The organism is Deltaproteobacteria bacterium (genome assembly GCA_019309045.1).
Classification (GTDB): Bacteria; Desulfobacterota; Syntrophobacteria; order BM002; family BM002; genus JAFDGZ01.
The window spans coordinates 41,702-59,461 of sequence record JAFDGZ010000012.1 but is presented as its reverse complement, the minus strand read 5'-3'; the positions used below and the strand labels follow the sequence as shown (position 1 = coordinate 59,461).

General features: G+C 55.8%; 18 protein-coding genes. 16 read left to right on the top strand and 2 right to left on the bottom strand.

Translation table 11 applies throughout. The features are described from left to right. The 4 genes from JRI89_04510 to JRI89_04495 all read left to right on the top strand — a co-directional run. Positions 1-409: FprA family A-type flavoprotein (locus JRI89_04510; GenBank protein MBW2070498.1), on the top strand; the 409-nt coding region annotated here is incomplete at its 5' end. Positions 410-634: 225 nt separating this feature from the next. After that, positions 635-2,437 (top strand): thioredoxin domain-containing protein, encoded by a 1,803-nt coding sequence (locus JRI89_04505; protein MBW2070497.1) that lies wholly within the window; start codon positions 635-637, stop codon positions 2,435-2,437. Between the two features lie 226 nt (positions 2,438-2,663). Next, positions 2,664-3,422: an ABC transporter ATP-binding protein gene (locus JRI89_04500; protein ID MBW2070496.1), complete on the top strand. Its 759-nt coding sequence runs from the start codon at positions 2,664-2,666 to the stop codon at positions 3,420-3,422. Continuing rightward, entirely contained in the window at positions 3,410-4,621 is a 1,212-nt protein-coding gene (locus JRI89_04495) for a SufD family Fe-S cluster assembly protein (protein MBW2070495.1), read from the top strand. Before JRI89_04500 ends, JRI89_04495 begins: the two co-directional genes overlap by 13 nt. Before the next feature lie 347 nt (positions 4,622-4,968). Here the strand turns inward: JRI89_04495 and JRI89_04490 are convergent, their stop codons facing one another. Next, positions 4,969-5,481, bottom strand: coding sequence for a hypothetical protein (locus tag JRI89_04490; protein ID MBW2070494.1), 513 nt, complete (start codon positions 5,479-5,481; stop codon positions 4,969-4,971). 249 nt (positions 5,482-5,730) lie between these two features. Here JRI89_04490 and JRI89_04485 point away from each other — a divergent pair, with 249 nt between their 5' ends. The 12 genes from JRI89_04485 to JRI89_04430 all read left to right on the top strand — a co-directional run bounded on the left by JRI89_04485 (position 5,731) and on the right by JRI89_04430 (position 16,420). After that, a complete protein-coding gene (locus tag JRI89_04485; protein ID MBW2070493.1) occupies positions 5,731-6,450 on the top strand; it encodes a HEAT repeat domain-containing protein in 720 nt (239 codons plus the stop codon). Between the two features lie 187 nt (positions 6,451-6,637). Beyond that, complete coding sequence (locus JRI89_04480) at positions 6,638-6,904, top strand: glutaredoxin family protein (GenBank protein MBW2070492.1); 267 nt, start codon at positions 6,638-6,640, stop codon at positions 6,902-6,904. Further along, positions 6,901-7,236: a ferredoxin:thioredoxin reductase gene (locus tag JRI89_04475; protein MBW2070491.1), complete on the top strand. Its 336-nt coding sequence runs from the start codon at positions 6,901-6,903 to the stop codon at positions 7,234-7,236. Before JRI89_04480 ends, JRI89_04475 begins: the two co-directional genes overlap by 4 nt. Before the next feature lie 302 nt (positions 7,237-7,538). Continuing rightward, complete coding sequence (locus JRI89_04470) at positions 7,539-8,864, top strand: acetyl ornithine aminotransferase family protein (GenBank protein ID MBW2070490.1); 1,326 nt, start codon at positions 7,539-7,541, stop codon at positions 8,862-8,864. Positions 8,865-8,950: 86 nt separating this feature from the next. After that, positions 8,951-10,486, top strand: a complete 1,536-nt coding sequence (locus JRI89_04465) for an aldehyde dehydrogenase family protein (protein MBW2070489.1) — start codon at positions 8,951-8,953, stop codon at positions 10,484-10,486. A 73-nt stretch (positions 10,487-10,559) separates the two neighbouring features. Beyond that, positions 10,560-11,696, top strand: a complete 1,137-nt coding sequence (locus tag JRI89_04460) for a pyruvate flavodoxin/ferredoxin oxidoreductase (GenBank protein ID MBW2070488.1) — start codon at positions 10,560-10,562, stop codon at positions 11,694-11,696. Then, the gene (locus JRI89_04455) at positions 11,671-12,972 is read left to right on the top strand and encodes a 2-oxoacid:acceptor oxidoreductase family protein (GenBank protein ID MBW2070487.1); all 1,302 of its coding nucleotides are present in this window, start codon (positions 11,671-11,673) and stop codon (positions 12,970-12,972) included. Before JRI89_04460 ends, JRI89_04455 begins: the two co-directional genes overlap by 26 nt. Positions 12,973-13,093: 121 nt before the next feature. Next, positions 13,094-13,609 carry a hypothetical protein gene (locus JRI89_04450; GenBank protein ID MBW2070486.1) on the top strand — a complete coding sequence of 172 codons (516 nt, stop codon included), beginning with the start codon at positions 13,094-13,096 and terminating at the stop codon, positions 13,607-13,609. Positions 13,610-13,825: 216 nt separating this feature from the next. After that, entirely contained in the window at positions 13,826-14,497 is a 672-nt protein-coding gene (locus JRI89_04445) for a sigma-70 family RNA polymerase sigma factor (GenBank protein ID MBW2070485.1), read from the top strand. A 4-nt stretch (positions 14,498-14,501) separates the two neighbouring features. Next, positions 14,502-15,017, top strand: a complete 516-nt coding sequence (locus tag JRI89_04440; GenBank protein ID MBW2070484.1) for a hypothetical protein — start codon at positions 14,502-14,504, stop codon at positions 15,015-15,017. A gap of 71 nt (positions 15,018-15,088) precedes the next feature. Next, entirely contained in the window at positions 15,089-15,637 is a 549-nt protein-coding gene (locus JRI89_04435; protein MBW2070483.1) for a DUF3106 domain-containing protein, read from the top strand. Between the two features lie 132 nt (positions 15,638-15,769). Beyond that, on the top strand, positions 15,770-16,420 hold the full coding sequence (locus JRI89_04430) for an OmpA family protein (protein MBW2070482.1): 651 nt from the start codon (positions 15,770-15,772) through the stop codon (positions 16,418-16,420). Between the two features lie 11 nt (positions 16,421-16,431). Here JRI89_04430 and JRI89_04425 read toward each other — a convergent pair whose 3' ends face one another. Next, the gene (locus tag JRI89_04425; protein MBW2070481.1) at positions 16,432-17,610 is read right to left on the bottom strand and encodes an acyl-CoA dehydrogenase family protein; all 1,179 of its coding nucleotides are present in this window, start codon (positions 17,608-17,610) and stop codon (positions 16,432-16,434) included. Between the last annotated feature and the right edge of the window lie 150 nt (positions 17,611-17,760).

Genomic DNA, 17,760 nt, shown 5'->3' with positions numbered 1-17,760 from the left:
CAGGACGAATCAGACGAAAAAGATTGCTGAACTGATTGCAGAAGGCATTCGCATGGCCGGCTGCGAAGCGGATGTAGTCAATGTGCGAGACATAAAGGATGAAGAGGCCCTGCGAGGCTACGATGGTTATGTATTCGGGGCGGCCACCTATCATGGCGAAATGATGCCTGCCATGAAAACCCTGCTCTTTCTCGGTGAAAAGGCCAACCTGGAAGGCAAGGTGGGGGGTGCTTTCGGGGCCTTTGGCTGGAGCGGCGAGGCCCCGGCTCGAATCTACGACACCATGAAACATATCTTCAAAATGACCATGGTGAGTGACCCGCTGCGGCTGAAATCGGCCACTCTGGGCGGAGGCATGCAGATGGCTCATGACTACGGCAGGCAAATTGCCGAAAAGATGAGCTCCTGATTCTCTTTATTGTTTCTTCTGCTTGAACAGCCAGGTGAGGCGAAGAAAGGAGGACCATGCGGTTCTCCTTTCTTTGTAGTAGATTGCCGCCAATGAAAGAGCTTGCCAGCGGGCCCGAGGGGAAATGGGTTGAACAGTGTGGATTTTCCTCTCACGGATGGTTAGCTTTGTTGTCACAGGTCAGGATGAGCGGCCGGCGTTGAATGGCGAAAGGAATTTTTTGGCATGAACAGACTGGCGCAAGAAAAGAGCCCCTATCTTCTGCAACACGCGGAAAACCCGGTGGACTGGTATCCCTGGGGAGAAGAGGCCTTTGCCAGAGCCAGGGCCGAGGACAAGCCTATCTTTCTCTCCATCGGCTATTCTACCTGTCACTGGTGCCATGTGATGGCGCACGAGTCTTTCGAAGATCTAGAGGTTGGGCGTCTTCTCAATGAGTCATTCGTCTCTATCAAAGTTGACCGCGAGGAACGGCCGGATGTGGATGCCACCTACATGGCCGTGTGCCAGGCTGTCACTTTGCGGGGGGGCTGGCCTCTGAGTATTTTTATGACCTGGGAGGGCAAACCCTTCTATGCCGGCACCTATTTCCCCAGAACCGGCCGCATGGGAATGCCGGGATTCATAGAGCTGCTCACTCAGATCGCTGCAGCCTGGCAGAAAGACCGCTCTCAACTGCTGCAGCTGAGCGACAAGATAACCAGAGGAATTCAACCTCGCGCTGCCGGCGACGCCGGCTCTGTCCCTGGGCTTGCCACCCTGCAAAAAGGCTTTGCTCAACTACGGCAGACTTTTGACCAGACCTGGGGAGGCTTCGGCCAGGCGCCCAAATTTCCCACGCCGCACAACCTCACTTTTCTCCTCAGATGGTACAGGAGACAGCACAATTCCCAGGCTCTCGCCATGGTGAAGAAGACCCTTACTCAGATGAGAATGGGTGGCATCTACGATCAGCTGGGCCACGGCTTTCACCGCTACTCGGTGGACGAGAAATGGCTGGTGCCTCATTTCGAAAAGATGCTCTATGATCAGGCTCTGCTGGCTATTGTCTACGCGGAAACCTATCAGCTGACCGGCGAGCCGTTTTACGGGGAGGTGGCTGCAGATATTCTAAACTATGTGCTTCGCGACATGACGGCGCGGGAGGGAGGCTTCTACACGGCAGAAGATGCTGACAGCGAGGGTGAAGAGGGGCGTTTTTACACCTGGACGCCAGAGGAAGTACGGCAGCATCTGAGCAAAGAAGAGGCCGAGCTCTTCTGCTGCTTCTACGATGTTGGCCCCAACGGCAACTTCGAGGGCGGCCGCAGCATTCCGCACATTCGAATGAGCCTGGAAGAATTCGCCGCAGGGGAAGGGATGGATGCGGCTGGACTGGCGAAGATACTCGAGTCTGCCAGGAAGCGGTTGTTTGATGCCAGGGAAAAAAGGATCCATCCGCTCAAGGATGACAAAATACTTACCTCATGGAATGGACTCATGATAGCGGCCATGGCCAGAGGCTACCGGGCGATGGCAAATGAGAAGTTTCTGCGGGCGGGCCGAAGAGCAGCCCATTTCATAGAGGAGGCCCTCGAGAGGCCTGGCCCGCGGCTGCTCAGGCGCTTCCGCCAGGGAGAAGCAGCTTATCAGGGTTTTGCCGACGACTATAGTTTTCTTGTCTGGGGACTGCTGGAGCTCTACGAGGCCACCTCTGAGGACGGCTACCTGGAGAAAGCCCTGGCTCTCACTGGAGCCATGCTGGAGCTGTTCTGGGATAACAAGGGAGGAGGTTTTCTGTTCAACGGCAAGGAGAACGAGGTGCTGATAAAGCAGACAAAAGAGATCTATGACGGCGCAGTGCCCTCGAGCAATTCAGTGGCAGCAATGAACCTGCTGCGTTTGGCCCAGGCAACCGGTGAGCGCAGTCTCGAGGAAAAGGCAGTGAGTACAGCGGCAGCCTTTGCCAAACGGCTCAGGGCTTATCCTGCAGCGTATACGCATTTTTTGAGTGCTCTCGATTTTTTCCTGAGGTCGGATGATTCATGAGATGGTCTGCTGGCAACAAATGCTGCAGCGCCGGAACTGCTGCCATGCTGCAGAGACATCACGAGGTGTCAATAAACACTAACCAGCTGAAACAACACAGGTTGCCAAGTGCGGATGCAGCACAATCAGCTGAGAGCTCGGGTAAAGGATCTTGCAATAACCAGGGATAATGCCCAGGGTGTGAGCCGGTCGGCAAAGAGCGCCAGTGAATAAAGGAGAGGAAAGTATGCTGGTAATTGAAGACTTGCAGGTGGAGCTTGGGGATCGGGAAATACTGAAGCACATTGACCTGGAAATCCCCCCGGGGGAAACGCACGTTCTTTTTGGTCCCAATGGCTCCGGGAAGACATCGCTGCTGATGACCATCATGGGATATCCGCAGTACAGGGTCACTGGTGGAAGAATTTCCTTCAAAGGCCGAGACATCACTGATCTGCCGGTGAACGAGCGAGCCAAACTTGGCATAGGCATGTCGTATCAGCGCCCCCCCACTATTCATGGATTGAAGACGAGACAGATGGTGGAAATCTGTGCCAGCAACGGCATCGAGGTGGAGAGCCTGGCCAGAAGGGTAAATTTTGCTGACTTTCTAGAGCGGGACATCAATGCCGGCTTTTCCGGAGGCGAGATCAAGCGGTCTGAACTGCTGCAGCTCATGGCGCAGGACCCGGACCTCATTCTCTTCGATGAGCCCGAGTCTGGCGTGGATCTGGAGAATATCTCGCTCATAGGCATGACCATCAGCGAACTGCTTCAGCGTGAACTACCGCCGCACCCGGACAAAAAAACCAGGTTGCAGCTGCGCCAGGAGCGGACCAAGATGGGCCTCATCATCACCCACACAGGCTTCATCCTGGATTATGTTACAGCGGACAAGGCCCAGGTGCTCTACAACGGTGTACTCAGCTGCAAGAGCAATCCCCAGGAGATTCTGGAATGTATAGGTGAGGTCGGCTACGAGGAGTGTGTACGATGCTTGATTTAAATGAGAGGGCTGAGCGAGCCAGGGACAAGAAGGCTGCCATTGGTGAAGATATTGATCTTGACGCCTACACGGTTGAACCTGGCCAGGAGGACTACATTGAAGACCTGAGAAGCCTGCCGGCAGAAGACCAGTCCAGGCTGCTGCTGGCAGGAGTCGACGTGCAGGAAAGAGACCGGGCCGGCACTTACGTGCAGAAGGGCGCCTCAGTGATACACTGCCACTCGAAACAGGATGGCCTGGAGGTGATACCAATAAGGCAGGCCCTGGAGCAGTATGACTGGGTCAAAGACTACTACTGGAAGCTCGTCCAGGTCGACACAGACAAGTATACCGCCAGCGCCCAGTTGAATCTGCAAGACGGCTATGTGATCAGGGCCCTGCCAGGCAGCAAGGTGATCTATCCGGTGCAGGCCTGCCTTTATATTGACAGGGAAGGCTCGAGTCAGAATGTGCACAATCTGATTATTGCCGAAGAGGGCTCTGAATTGCATGTGATCACTGGCTGCGCCACTGCTGCCCATCTGCGCCGCGGCCTCCATGTGGGCATCTCTGAATTCTTCATCAAGAAGAATGCCACTCTCAGCTTTACCATGATTCACAACTGGGCAGAGGAGATGGCAGTGCGGCCCAGATCAGTGGGCGTGGTGGAAGAAGGGGGGCTTTTCCTGAACAACTACATCTGCATGAAGCCGGTGAAATCGCTGCAAATGTATCCCACCACACATCTGGTGGGCAGGGGGGCTGTGGCGCGCTTCTACAGCCTGCTCGTGGGAAGTCCAGGTTCGACTATGGATGTGGGCGGCCGGATTATTCTGCAGGAAGCGGAGACCCGGGCCGAAATTATTGCGCGGACCATCAGCAATGGCGGGCACATAATTGCCCGGGGAGACCTGGTGGGTGAGGTCCCCGGGGTCAAGGCTCATCTGGAGTGTCGGGGGCTAATCCTCAATGGCGGCAGTATTCATGCCATTCCCGAGCTGCAGGGCAAGGTGGACGGAGTGGAGATGTCTCATGAAGCTGCTGTGGGCAAGATTGCCCAGGAAGAAATACTCTATCTCATGTCGCGGGGACTTTCCGAAGACGAGGCTACTGCCACCATAGTGAGGGGGTTTTTGAGCGTGGATATACCTGGACTGCCGCCGCAGTTGAAGGCGGAGATCGATCGGGCCGTGGAAGAAAGTGATAAGGATATGATGTAATTGATGAAACTAGAGGAGATGCAATCGGAGTCCGCTAAGTTTTTTTGTCTTATGAGGAGTAACAATGACGGGCCACAGGGTGAATGCTGGGACATTGTCATCGCTTACGCTCGGGCTGCTCCGGTAGCGAACCTGCTCCCCTGAATGATAGCTTGTGACAGCCCTCGCTGCGGATATTGCCCCGCCTTCCTTGGAAAAAGAGATAGTGATAGTAACAAAAGCAAGGGGAGGCGGGACGAATATACGCCGCTTCGACAATATCCCAGCATTCACCGACGTTAGGCCTATGGGATGTGTGATAACCAACGAAGGACCTTCATCCACCCCAGGGCATGGTGGAAGGACCTTCATCCACCCCAGGGCATGGTGGCGTACACTGCGGCAATCTTGTCCCGGTATTCCTTGAAGAACTTTTCGTGGGCCTTTTCCCAGCGGGAAAGCATGGCAAAGGCTTCGCTGGCTCTTCCTTCTGTGTTTCTGGCGGCAGCAGCATAGAATTCACTGAGATCTTTTTCGATGAGCCAGGCAGTGTTGAACACGGTTACATCAGGCACCATGGACCCCTCCACACACTGCTGCAAGAATTCGGATTTTGCCCGGTCATCAAAGTAATTGGTCGGCTCCAGGACAACTTCTTTCACCTTATCCAGATCCAGATCCCTTCCCTGTTTCAGATTCTCAATGATAGTGCTGATGAAAACGATATGTTTTTCCTCCTCCTCGATCAGACGCTTGAAAGCGTTCACTGCCGCTCCTATGCCAAGGCGCTGCAGCGAGGTCTGGAAAAAACTCATGCCGGTCTGTTCCTGGTTCAGAGCATACTCGTAGACTTTGATGAGGTTTTCATTGGCTGTCATCATCTGCTCCCTTCTCTGCCTGAAATGATCAAAGCGGCACAAGTATAGCGCATTGCCAGCAGCGGTGCAACGAACAGTTTGACGCAGAGTGCACCTCCTGAGAGTGCCAACAGAAAAGGGCTGGGCTGCCTTCGAGTAGCATCTGGGCCCAGTAGCGGTTGCTTGCATGGAGTAAAGGGGGTGATTATATGGGGGAGATAGCCACCGCAGCTGCACAGGAGGCGGGGCGAACAGGCATACTCGGGAGTAGCTATGAACAGTGAGGCTCATAGATGGAGCGGTCGCCGGCTGAAGCGCAAGGTTCTGGAGCTCCTGCAGCAAGAAGACTTTGCTGCCGGTCTCGAAACATTGCGGAGTTTGCCCGCCCGGCAGGTGGTGAATCCACTTTTTTCTTTTCTCTGTCATGGCGACTCCCTGGTCAAATGGCGGGCAGTCACGGCCATGGGCGTGGTAGTGGCCGAGCTGGCCCGTAAAGACATGGAGTCTGCCAGAGTGATCATGCGCAGGATGATCTGGCAGCTGAATGATGAATCAGGCGGCATCGGCTGGGGTATACCAGAGGCCATGGGAGAGATAATGGCTCGCCAGCAGGGGCTTGCCAGGGAATACTGTCATATGCTTGTCTCCTATATGCAGGAGCATGGCAATTTCCTGGAGCATATACCCCTGCAGCGCGGAGTGATCTGGGGCCTGGCCAGAGTTGCCCAGAGGCGGCCCCAGTGCCTCCAGGCAGCAGCGCATGATGCGGCTGCATTCCTGAGCAGTGAGGATGCATCTCTGAGGGGGCTCAGCGCCTGGCTCTTGGGCATTCTTGGCGCCGAAGAAAGCCTGGCCTCCCTGCAAGGCTTGCTGGGCGACGACTCTGAGATCTTTCTCTACCAGGAGGGCCGCCAGAAATTGTTCAGGGTTAAGGAGTTGGCCCAGGAAGCACTGACAGCGATTGCTGCTCGCCGGGCCGGGGAACAGGGGTGAAGAGCCGAAATCCAGTTTTTCCACGGCGCCTGTTTGAGGCCAGGATGAGGTGGGCGGCAGTCAGCTCGGCGCATTATCGAGGAAATATATGTCCGCCTTCATGGTTGTTGCTTTTGCAGAAAGCATATGTCACAATTCCGGGTAGATATTCGTTGGTCCGTGGAGATTCTTTACGGGAGGAAGGTCAATGGCAGAACCGAATGACAACGCAGTGAAGCTTTATTCTCTCAGCACCTGCAGTCACTGCAAAGCCACCAAAAAACTGCTGGACGAGTGCACGATTCAGTACGAGGTTACTGACGTCGATCTTCTCAAAGGGAAGGAACGGCGTGCAATTCTAGAAGATGTGAAAAAGTTCAACCCTAATTGCTCGTTTCCTACGGTGATTATCGGCGACAAAGTCATTGTGGGCTACCGGGAGCAGGAGATCAGGGAGGCTTTGGGACTGGCATGATGGATGCTGAGAAGCTCTACGAGGTATTGCGGAAGGTACAGGAGCCGAAAGGCTACTATTTCAATGCGGACAGGGAACGCACCATGGAGCTCCTGGAGGGGCTCCTACAGAACAAGCAGCGCTATGGCTACATGGCCTGTCCCTGCAGATTGGCGAATGGCGATCGGGAATGGGACAAGGATATAATCTGTCCCTGCGTCTACCGCGAGCCCGATGTGAAGGAGTACGGCAGCTGCTACTGCAACCTCTACGTGTCCAGGGAGTGGAACGAGGGGAAGATCCCCCACACCTATGTTCCCGAACGAAGACCACCTGAAAAAATAAGGTTCTAACTGTGAGGAGAGAGTGCTGCGGCTGAACCGCAGCGCCCCTCCAGCAGCAAACAGTGAATTCCAGGGTGCAAGAAGGCACAATCGGTCCCATCTGTGGGATTTTCTCTTTCTATAAGCCAGAACAACAAGTTGTCTGCCAGGTGAACTCCTGGATCGCCTTGTTGCTGCTACATCTGTAATGAGGGTTTGCGCGCAGGCAAAATAGAGCCGGTTTATGGCTCAACTACTGAGGCAACATTCTGCAGGCGTTGACTTGCATACTGCAGCAGAGGCAACTGGCCGTCAGCTGATGCGCTAGAGCTATGAAATACCCGCGAATAAAGACGTCCCTGCCAGGGCCAAAGGCCAAAAGGCTAATTGAAGTAGACAACCAGTTCGTCTCACCCTCCTACACCAGAATCTATCCCCTGGTGGTGCAGTCTGCCCGGGGCCTGTGGGTCAAAGATCCGGACGGCAATGAGTTTCTTGATTTTACTGCCGGCATAGCAGTTTGTGCCACCGGCCACTGCCATCCCGTTGTGGTCAGGGCAATCAAGAAGCAGAGTGAGCGTCTTCTCCACATGTCGGGAACCGACTTTTACTACACGCCGCAAATCCTGCTGGCGCGCAAGCTTGCCAGCCTGGCAGCGGGCAGCAGCGGCAGCAAGGTATATTTCGGCAACTCGGGAGCCGAAGCAGTGGAGGCTGCCTTCAAACTGGCCCGCTGGCACACCCGCCGCGAACTGAACCTGGCTTTTTTCGGCGCCTTTCATGGCAGGACAATGGGCGCCCTGTCTCTGACTGCCAGCAAGGCCATTCAGAAAAAGCACTACAACCCCCTGGTGCCCGGCATTACTCACATTCCGTATGCTTACTGCTATCGGTGCCCGTATCACCTCAGCTACCCCGGCTGCGCCATTGCCTGCGTCCAGTGGATCGAGGAGACCCTCTTTCGCACAACTATACCCCCGGAAGAGGTGGCTGCCATTTTTGTGGAGCCCATCCAGGGCGAAGGAGGCTACATTGTGCCTCCGGTAGAGTTTCACCAGGAACTTTTCAAGATAGCTCGCAAGTATGACATACTCTATATTGCCGACGAGGTGCAGTCCGGCATGGGGCGAACCGGCAAGATGTTTGCCATGGAACATTTCAGGGTGTCACCCGACATTATGACCGTGGCCAAGGGCATCGCCTCCGGCCTGCCACTGGGGGCCATGATAGCCCGGGCCGAAATCATGGATTGGGAGGCTGGCTCGCACGCCTCCACCTTTGGCGGCAATCCCCTTTCCTGCGAAGCTGCTCTGGCCACCATAGATCTCCTGGAAAAGGAACTCATGGACAACGCTGCTGAACAGGGGCGCCGCTTCAGGGCAGGCCTGCAGGAGCTGCAGAAATCATTTGAGTGCATCGGTGATGTGCGGGGCAAAGGCTTGATGATCGGCATAGAGCTGGTCAAGGACCGGCACAGCAAAGAGCGGGCAGGAGAGTGGCGCAACCAGGTGATCGACAATGCCTTTCGAAAAGGATTGCTCCTGCTCGGCTGCGGCGAGAACAGTATTCGCTTGTGCCCGGCACTCACTGTGAGTGAGGAAGAAATCTCGGTCTGTCTCTCCATCCTCGAGGAATCCTTGAAGGAGCTTTTCGGGTAGCGATTTTTCCTGCGGAAGAGGCATGGCTGTCTGTTGTCTTTCACCTTTCATGGAGGTTTGTAGTATAGCTTAGCAAGGAGATAGATATGCATGACATTGCCGCAGCCCTGGGATTGACTGAGACAATGGCTGGTGCTTGCACGGGCAGCAGCTGGCTGAAGTGCGGTGGCGAGGAAGTGGCCTGCCGCTCACCCATAGACAATCAGTTGATAGCCGCGGTGCAGCAGGCCACAGCAGAGGATTATGCTCGACTGGCGGCAACAGCCAGAGAGGCGTTCTTGCAATGGCGGACGGTACCCGCTCCCAGGAGAGGAGAAATAGTGCGCCAGATTGGCAACGCTGTCAGAGCTCACAAGAGAGAACTGGGGGCGCTGGTGAGCCTGGAAGTTGGCAAGATCCGCGTGGAGGCAGAGGGCGAAGTGCAGGAAATGATTGATATCTGTGATTTTGCTGTGGGCCAGTCCCGCATGCTCTACGGCCTCAGCATGCACAGTGAACGGCCGAGACACCGGATGTATGAACAGTGGCTGCCCCTCGGCCCCATAGGGGTTATCACTGCCTTCAACTTTCCGGTGGCTGTGTGGTCCTGGAATGCGATGATTGCCCTGGTGGCTGGAGATCCGGTGGTGTGGAAGCCGTCCAGCAAGGCATGCCTCACAGCCCTGGCCCTCATGAAGATCATTGCACCGGTGCTCGCGGAAAACAGGGTGCCCGAAGGAGTGCTCAACGTTATAATCGGCGGCCGCCATCAGGTGGGAGAAGCCCTGGTGCAGGACAGGGGACTGCCGCTCGTTTCAGCCACTGGCAGCGTTGCCATGGGCCGGGAGGTGGCCAGGAAAGTGAGCTCCAGACTGGGTAGAACTTTGCTGGAGCTGGGGGGCAACAACGCGGTAATAGTCACGCCCAGCGCTGATCTGCAGCTTGCGGTGCGGGCCATACTTTTCGGGGCGGTGGGTACTGCTGGCCAGAGGTGCACCACCATCAGGCGGGCGATTGTCCACCGGGAGATCTTTGCCTCTTTTACAGAGAGCCTCATCGGTGCCTACCGCCAGGTGGTAGTCGGCAATCCCCTGGAAGACGGCGTCCTCATGGGCCCCCTGATTGACGGCCAGGCCGTGGCTCGCATGCAAGAAGCCCTGGAGAAGCTGCAGGACGAGGGCGGCAGGATACTCTACGGCGGCGAGGTGCTGAGCGGCGGCCTTTATGATGCGGGCACCTATGTGCGGCCGTGCATATGTGAGGCCAGCAATGACTTTGACATTGTCAAGCAGGAGACCTTCGCGCCAATCCTCTATGTCATTCCATATGATGACCTGCAAGAGGCGATTCATTATCAGAACGATGTGCCCCAGGGCCTCAGTTCAGCCATATTTACCAGTGAGCTGGGCGAGAGCGAATTGTTCTTGAGCTGTGAGGGCAGCGACTGCGGCATTGCCAATGTGAACATTGGTACTTCAGGTGCGGAGATCGGCGGTGCTTTTGGAGGTGAGAAAGACACGGGCGGCGGGCGTGAAGCTGGCTCTGATGCCTGGAAAGCCTATATGCGCCGCCAGACGGTCACCATCAACTGGTCCAGGGAGCTGCCCCTGGCGCAGGGCATAGAATTCGACGTGGAAAGCTGACAGCTGTCTGAGCTGGGCGGGAGATTATGGTCTGGTACAGGAAGATCCAGGATTGCAGCAGAGGTGCGCAGCCATGGCAGTGCTTTTTGTAGACGGCAATCAGGCGGTGGCAATGGCAGCCCTCTATGCAGGCTGCCGCTTCTTCGCATCCTATCCCATCACACCGGCGAGCACGCTTCTTGCGGCTATGCTGGAGCTCTTGCCGCCTGCAGGCGGCATTGTGATTCAGGGAGAAGACGAAATAGCCTCCATCGGCTACTGCCTGGGCGCTTCCATGGCGGGCCTGAAGGTTATGACCGCCACATCCGGGCCCGGCATCAGCCTCTACAGCGAGAACATCTCTTTTGCCATTGCCGGAGAAATTCCCATTGTAATTGTGGATGTCATGCGTCAGGGGCCCTCCACCGGTTCCGCTACCAAGGGGGCAGACGGCGACGTGCAGTTTCTCAGGTGGGGATGCAGCGGTGGGCTGCCCGTGATCGTCCTGGCTCCTGCTGATGTGAGAGACTGCTATCACCTGACTGTACACGCCTTCAACCTGGCCGAGAAATTTCGCTGCCCTGTGTTCATTGCCTCCAATAAAGAAGTGGGCATGACCCGTGAGACCCTGGACAGAGATGCCCTGGAAGAGCTGCCAGTGGTAGAGCGGCGGCTGCACAGTTCGGGGACGTTCTTACCTTTCGCCAGCAGGCCTGGCCAGGATGTGCCCGACTTTCTGCCGATTGGGGCCTCGATTCCAGTGCGGCAGACTTCTTCAAGCCACGGTGCTGACGGCTATATTACCACTGATCCAGAGGAGATTCAGCGAGCGGTCGAAAGGCTGCAGAGGAAGATCGAAGCGCAGCAAGACTCCTTCTGCTTCTACGAACTCCACCAGGAGGCGGAAGCTCGCACCCTGCTCATAACCTATGGGGTAACTTCCAGAGCAGCTGGCGCTGCTAGAATTCGCCTCCGGCACCAGGGCGTGCCGGTGTCGCACCTGACCGTCAAGACCCTCTGGCCTGTGCCGGCCGAGGTGCTTCGTTGTGCTGCTGCTGGAGTGCAGCGTGTGCTGGTGGTGGAAATGAACCTGGGCCAGTATGTCCTCGAAGTGAGGCGAGTTCTTGGGAAGCAGCGGGTGGACTTTCTGGGCAAGATGTCGGGCAAGCTCATCAGCCCCGAGGAAATCGTCAGAGAGGTGCTTGATGGCGAGTCTGCTCAATCCCCATAGGCCGCCGGTTTTCTGCCCTGGCTGTTCGCACGACAGAAGCCTGCACAGCCTGGACCGCGCCTTGCAGCATCTGGGCCTCAGCGGCAGTGAAGTGGCCATTGTGAGCGACATAGGCTGCTGCGGGCTCTTTGACACCTTTTTTGCTACTCATGCCCTGCACGGCCTGCACGGCCGGGCCCTTACCTATGCGGCTGGCCTCAAGCTGGCCCGTCCCGACCTCACCGTGGTGGCAACCATGGGAGACGGCGGCATGGGCATTGGCGGGGCCCACCTGCTGGCGGCCTGCCGCCGCAATCTGAATGTGACCTTGCTGGTGCTCAACAATTTCAATTTTGGCATGACGGGCGGCCAGTTTTCCTGTACCACGCCAGCAGAGGCTGCTGTGGCCTCTGGACTCCTGAACACCCTGGAAAAGCCAATGGACATCTGCAGCGTTGCTGCAGCTGCGGGCGCACCCTACGTGAGACGCTGTTCAGTGTACCACAAAGATCTTGCTGCCATTCTGGCAGAGGCCATTTCCTTTGAAGGTTTTGCCGTGGTGGATGTCTGGGGGCTGTGCCCGGGCCGCTATCTCAGGTGGAACAGGATGTCACCCAGGCAGATGCAGACTCTCATGGACGAGCTGCCGCCTTTTACTGGTGCGGTTGCGGCCAACCAGCGCCCTGAATACGGTGGCAGGTATCAGCAGCAAATGCGGGCGAAGAGGCGCAGAGAACCATGGCCGGAATACCAGAGTGATTTTGCGCCTCTGCTGCAGGCGAGAAGGGAAATAGTTTTGCTCGGCAGTGCCGGCGGCCGGGTGATTTCCGCCGGTCTGCTGCTGGCCCGGGCTGCCATTTCCAGCGGCATGCATGTGACTCAAAAAAATGACTACAACGTGACAGTCATGCGGGGGCCCTCGGTCAGCGAACTCATCCTCTCTCCCGAGCCTATTGACTTCACCGGGGTTGAACAGCCGGATATTGTGGTGGCTCTGTCACCTGAGGGGGTCGCCAGAGGCAGACCGTTCTTTGCACGTCTCGACTCGGAAGGTCAGGTTCTGCTGGCAAAGGGAGTGGACATACCAGCCACTGCTGCAGAGGTGCAGCAACTGGACTTCAAATCCGCAGGCATCCGCAGGAAGGAAGCAGCACTTGCTGCACTCAGTTTTCTGGCCAGACAGCGAAAGGTGATTAGCCTGGAGATGTTGGAAGATGCAATAAACCGCACATTCAAAGGGGCCAAGCTGGCGAGGGCAATGGAGATTGTGGCACGGGCTGCAAAGATGCCAGGCTGAGGGGCATATTTCATGGGGCAGGAAAGGGCGCGCCAAACATGGCTGATTGGCATGCCAGGTAAACCATTTTGCCACTGAGACGTCTAACTTTGACAAAACTCCAGACAAAGGAGGACGTCAAATGAAAGCACGAATTCTAATGGTTATTGCCGTGGCAGCAGTTCTGACGCTCCTTTTGGCGACTTTCTCGTGGGCAGGCGGCAGGATGGCGCAGCGCCAGCTGAGACAGCAGAGGAGGATAGTCCACGGCGTCAGAAATGGAACGATCACTGACAGAGAGTTTTTGAGGTTGGAAAGAGAACAGCACCATATCCAGGCGACCAAGAGACGCGCCTGGGCAGATGGCTACCTGAGCAGACCTGAGAGGTGTTACCTGGAATGGGCGCAGAATCGAGCCAGTCGGCATATCTATCGTATGAAAAACAACGGCAGAGCGTACTATGGCTATAGAGCGCCTTACAGAACTCGTTATCACCCCCAGCACTATCGTCGGTATAGACCGACATATTGTAGTGTATGCCGGGTACATTACCATTACCGGGGTTACTGCTATCCATGGTACGGGTACGGCTTCTTTTTCAGCGGGGTCATGGCGCAGCCAGACCGGCTGGTGGCCTGGTCGGCGGGTGGTTACTAGGTAAATTTGCCCGAATCTGAACGGCCCGGCTCTTGCTAGGAGAATAGTTACTTTCCCTGAGATGGCCGGGCCATATATTTTGCCGTTCTGAGGCGCCGGCGGGCGGGATGATACCTGGAGATCGACTTGTAATAATGCTGACGATGGGCTGAAACAAGCTTGCCAATTCTGCAAGGGATCCGGTCTTGGCAACAGAAACAGCGATTGGACAGGTTCGTGAGCGTTAACCTCAAGCAACAACTTTGTTTCGGAGCTGGACAGAATGAAGCTGACAGGGCTGTGGCAGAGGTGCTCACGGACGAAGAATTGATAATTAACATTCGTCAGGGAGACAGACGAGCCGCTGAAGAACTTGTGGAGCGCCATCAGCAGAAGGCCTATGCTATTGCCTACCACTACCTCGGCGGAAGGGACGACGCTGAAGATGCCACCCAGGAAGCTTTTTTGCGTGCCTTTCGCAGTTTGGACAGCTTCCGTGGAGACGCGGTATTTTACACCTGGTTTTACCGTATCCTCATTCATACCTGCATTGATCAGAGGCGACGCCATCGCAGGTGGAGGAGAATTTTCTCCCGCAGCAGACCGACAGCAGATAAGGGACGCCGCACAGACAAAAGGATCGAGGAACAACCGGACGAGCGCACCTGCGCCAATCCTCAAACCGTGTTGAGGAGTAAACAGCTGAGCCAGGATATAGAAGAAGCGCTTCTGCAACTGCCCGAAAAACAAAGGCTGGTTTTCCAACTGAAGGTATTCCATGGACTGCGGATCAGAGAAATTGCCGAGATCATGCAAAATGCTGAGGGCACCGTAAAGAGTCACCTCTTCAGAGCAACACAGGTTCTTCGCACAGCTCTGAAAGAGTGGGCGCAGCCAGAGGCGAGGTGAACAAATGGAAGGTTGTGCCGAGTTCAGAAAGACGCTTTTGCTGGATGTCTACGATGAGTTGCCTGCTGAGGAGCAACAACAATGGCAGGATCACTTGCTGAAGTGCAGCAGTTGCCGCAGTGAGCGGCAGCGGCTAAAGCATATGCTTGTCAAGGTGAAGGAGACAGGGGGGGCGCCTGAGCTCTCGAGACAGCAGGCTGCCAGACTCAAACAATTCATTGTTAGAGAAGTTCTGGGTAGCCCCGCAGAGAAAAGGCCAAACACTCTACGGTTCTGGGGTATTCCTCTGCGGCCTGTTCATGCCCTGATTGCCCTCGGTGTGGTGGTGCTGACGGCAGCCCTGATTAATCAGGCAGGCATCGAGCAGATATTTCACGGCGGCAGCAAAGGTGAGCTGCTGGCCGGCAAAACAGTCGCTGCTGAGGATCTTGAAGTCATTGAAAACCTGGATCTTTTGGAAAATATTGAAGATATAGAAGGCATTGTCAGGGTGGTGGACCGGAGAAATGTGGCACTCTAGTTCAGATTGGCTCTCGAATGAGAATCTGGAGTTTCATGAAAGCCTGCCGGCATGAGGGGAGAAATGCGGTTATGAAATTTTGCTTGCCCTTGCTGTCATACTGTCTCAGGCGCCGGTTTCGCATCTGGGGTTTCATTGTGGCCGCGGCAGTTCTGGCGGCAGAACCCGCCTGGGCCGGATCTGTTCAGAGAGAGCTGGCCGTGGCCACAGGCGCAGGGGAGAAGATGATTGGCTGGCAGGCAGCTGAACAGAGGGGAAAATACCACCAAAGGTTCTTTGTTGCCAGAGGGAAGGGGAGAAACCCTTCTCCGGGTGGTGGATATGATCACAGGGTGGGTGGTGATTATAATGGTATTTCTCCCGAGGAGAAGGCAAGACTGGAGCAGCGGTATGAAAAGTGGAAAAGAATGTCTCCTCGAGAGCGGCAGATGCTGAAGAGAAGAATGGAGAGATGGAAGAAACTGCCCCCTGAGGAGCGGGACCTGCTCAGGAAAAGGTACCAACAGTGGCAGGCACTTTCTCCTGAGGAGCGTCAGAGGATACGGCAGAAACTGCGGCACTGGGATGAGCTGTCTCCTCAGGAGCAGGAAAGAATTAGAAGAAAATTTCGCGGTTATTAGAACTGAAGTCATTCATCTGATATGGTTTTTACCTTATGGGTTGAAAGTAGTTCTGGATGACATTAATGTAAGGATCTTGCAGGCAAGACAGACTTGATATCAGAGGATGATCATTCTGCCGAGGGGGAAACAATGAAGAAAAACGCTGTAGTGGCTACAGGGCTGGTAATCATTTTGCTAATGGCGGCGTCTTGCTCCACCTTGCAGACCAGGAAGGAGAAAGGTACGGCTACTGGAGTCGCGGTTGGTGCGGCAGCAGGAGCAGCCCTTGGCCAGGCCATTGGCCGCAACACTGCCTCTACCCTCTGGGGTGCAGCCATTGGTGCTGTGGTAGGCGGCATAGCCGGGCACGAAATTGCCTCCTATATGGATCGGCAGGAAGAGGAATTGAGACAGATGGCAGCCCAGTCAGAGGCCATGACCGTATCGCGCACCCGGGATGTCCTGACAGCCACCTTCAGAGGTGATGTGCTGTTCGACTTTGATTCAGCCGTGATCAAACCTGGGGCCTACGCGGAGCTGGATCGAGTGGCCAAGGTGCTCAACGACTTTCCAGAGACTGCTGTCAGGGTTGAAGGACACACTGACGCCAGCGGCTCGGAGGCATACAATCAACAGCTTTCGGAAAAGCGGGCCCAGGCTGTAAAGAATGCCCTGGTGCAGCGGGGGGTGAATCCAGCAAGAATCCATGCCGTGGGTTTTGGCGAGTCCATGCCAGTGTCATCGGTGGCGGCCCTCAACCGGAGGGTCAACATAGTAATTATACCCATCGAGTCGAGCTAGCAGCGGGCTCCTTATGGCTGCCTGGCCGAAAAGGCGTCCTGGCCAGTGATGTCGCGTCCCACAATGAGGGTGTGGATATCGTGAGTTCCCTCGTAAGTGTAGACTGCTTCCAGGTTCAGCATGTGGCGAATCACGTGGTAGTCCAGGGCGACCCCGTTGGCGCCCAGAATATCGCGGGCAGTGCGAGCTATCTTTAATGCTTCGGCCACGTTGTTCATCTTGGCCAGGGAAATCTGGGTGTGCCGGGCTTTGCCTTCATCCTTTAGCCGGCCGAGCTGCAGACTCAAGAGCTGCGCCTTGGTGATCTCAGAAAGCATCTTGACCAGCTTGCGCTGCACGAGTTGAAAGGAGGAGATGGGCACTTCGAACTGCAGGCGGCTGTTGGCGTAGTCGAGGGCAATTTCATAGCAGGCCATGGCTGCCCCCACAGCACCCCAGGCAATGCCGTAGCGGGCTTCATTCAGACACATGAGGGCCGATTTGAGTCCAGCAGTGCCCGGCAGCAGGCTGTCAGCAGGCACTCGGACCTCATCGAGCACGAGTCCTGAAGTGACAGATGCCCGGTGCGAATATTTGTGAGGGATGGGATATGCTTCAAAGCCGGGGGTGCCTTTCTCAACGAGAAAGCCGCGGATGGTGCCATCCAATTTGGCCCAGATTATGGCAACGTCTGCCAGCTCGCCGTTGGTTATCCACAGTTTGTTGCCGTGGATGACATAATCGCCTCCTCTTTTTACAGCTCTGGTGCGCAGTCCGGCCGGGTTCGAGCCGATATCGTGCTCGGTGAGGCCGAAGCAGCCCACTTTCTCGCCGCGAGCCATGGCAGGCAGCCAACGATTTTTCTGCTCTTCTGTACCAAAGGTATGAATTGGATACATCACCAGGGAATTTTGCACTGAGACGAACGAGCGCAGGCCGCTGTCGCCGCGTTCGATTTCCTGGCACACCACCCCATAGGTCACATTGTTCATGCCGTGACAACCGTAGCCCTGGAGCTTGATGCCGAGCAAGCCCAGTTCGGCGAGCTGGGGTATCAGTTCCACATCGAAGATGCCTTCCGCAAAATAGTCCTGAACTCTTGGCATGTAGTACTGGTCTACCCAGCGGCGGACAGTGTTGCGCACAGTCCGCTCTTCTTCAGTGAACAGGTCGTCGCGGCGATAATAATCTACCCCTTGAAACGGTTTCATTTTCTTCTCTTTCTGTGCTCGTGGCTATGCCAAGTCCTGCGATTCATAAGTTGAATCAAGAAGTTCTATACTCAGGGCTCGGTTCTGCCTGGGCAATTGCTTCGAGGTAAATCATCGCAAAATACCTCACTGTATTTGCGAATCGAGGTA

Bases quoted from the DNA above. Each gene is read 5' to 3' on its own strand.
- JRI89_04480 (MBW2070492.1), top strand. From the start codon at position 6,638: ATGGCAGAACCGAATGACAACGCAGTGAAGCTTTATTCTCTCAGCACC.
- JRI89_04495 (MBW2070495.1), top strand. From the start codon at position 3,410: ATGCTTGATTTAAATGAGAGGGCTGAGCGAGCCAGGGACAAGAAGGCT.
- JRI89_04490 (MBW2070494.1), bottom strand. From the start codon at position 5,481: ATGATGACAGCCAATGAAAACCTCATCAAAGTCTACGAGTATGCTCTG.
- JRI89_04440 (MBW2070484.1), top strand. From the start codon at position 14,502: ATGGAAGGTTGTGCCGAGTTCAGAAAGACGCTTTTGCTGGATGTCTAC.
- JRI89_04500 (MBW2070496.1), top strand. From the start codon at position 2,664: ATGCTGGTAATTGAAGACTTGCAGGTGGAGCTTGGGGATCGGGAAATA.
- JRI89_04450 (MBW2070486.1), top strand. From the start codon at position 13,094: ATGAAAGCACGAATTCTAATGGTTATTGCCGTGGCAGCAGTTCTGACG.
- JRI89_04465 (MBW2070489.1), top strand. From the start codon at position 8,951: ATGCATGACATTGCCGCAGCCCTGGGATTGACTGAGACAATGGCTGGT.
- JRI89_04460 (MBW2070488.1), top strand. From the start codon at position 10,560: ATGGCAGTGCTTTTTGTAGACGGCAATCAGGCGGTGGCAATGGCAGCC.
- JRI89_04505 (MBW2070497.1), top strand. From the start codon at position 635: ATGAACAGACTGGCGCAAGAAAAGAGCCCCTATCTTCTGCAACACGCG.
- JRI89_04470 (MBW2070490.1), top strand. From the start codon at position 7,539: ATGAAATACCCGCGAATAAAGACGTCCCTGCCAGGGCCAAAGGCCAAA.
- JRI89_04475 (MBW2070491.1), top strand. From the start codon at position 6,901: ATGATGGATGCTGAGAAGCTCTACGAGGTATTGCGGAAGGTACAGGAG.
- JRI89_04455 (MBW2070487.1), top strand. From the start codon at position 11,671: ATGGCGAGTCTGCTCAATCCCCATAGGCCGCCGGTTTTCTGCCCTGGC.
- JRI89_04485 (MBW2070493.1), top strand. From the start codon at position 5,731: ATGAACAGTGAGGCTCATAGATGGAGCGGTCGCCGGCTGAAGCGCAAG.
- JRI89_04425 (MBW2070481.1), bottom strand. From the start codon at position 17,610: ATGAAACCGTTTCAAGGGGTAGATTATTATCGCCGCGACGACCTGTTC.
- JRI89_04435 (MBW2070483.1), top strand. From the start codon at position 15,089: ATGAAATTTTGCTTGCCCTTGCTGTCATACTGTCTCAGGCGCCGGTTT.
- JRI89_04430 (MBW2070482.1), top strand. From the start codon at position 15,770: ATGAAGAAAAACGCTGTAGTGGCTACAGGGCTGGTAATCATTTTGCTA.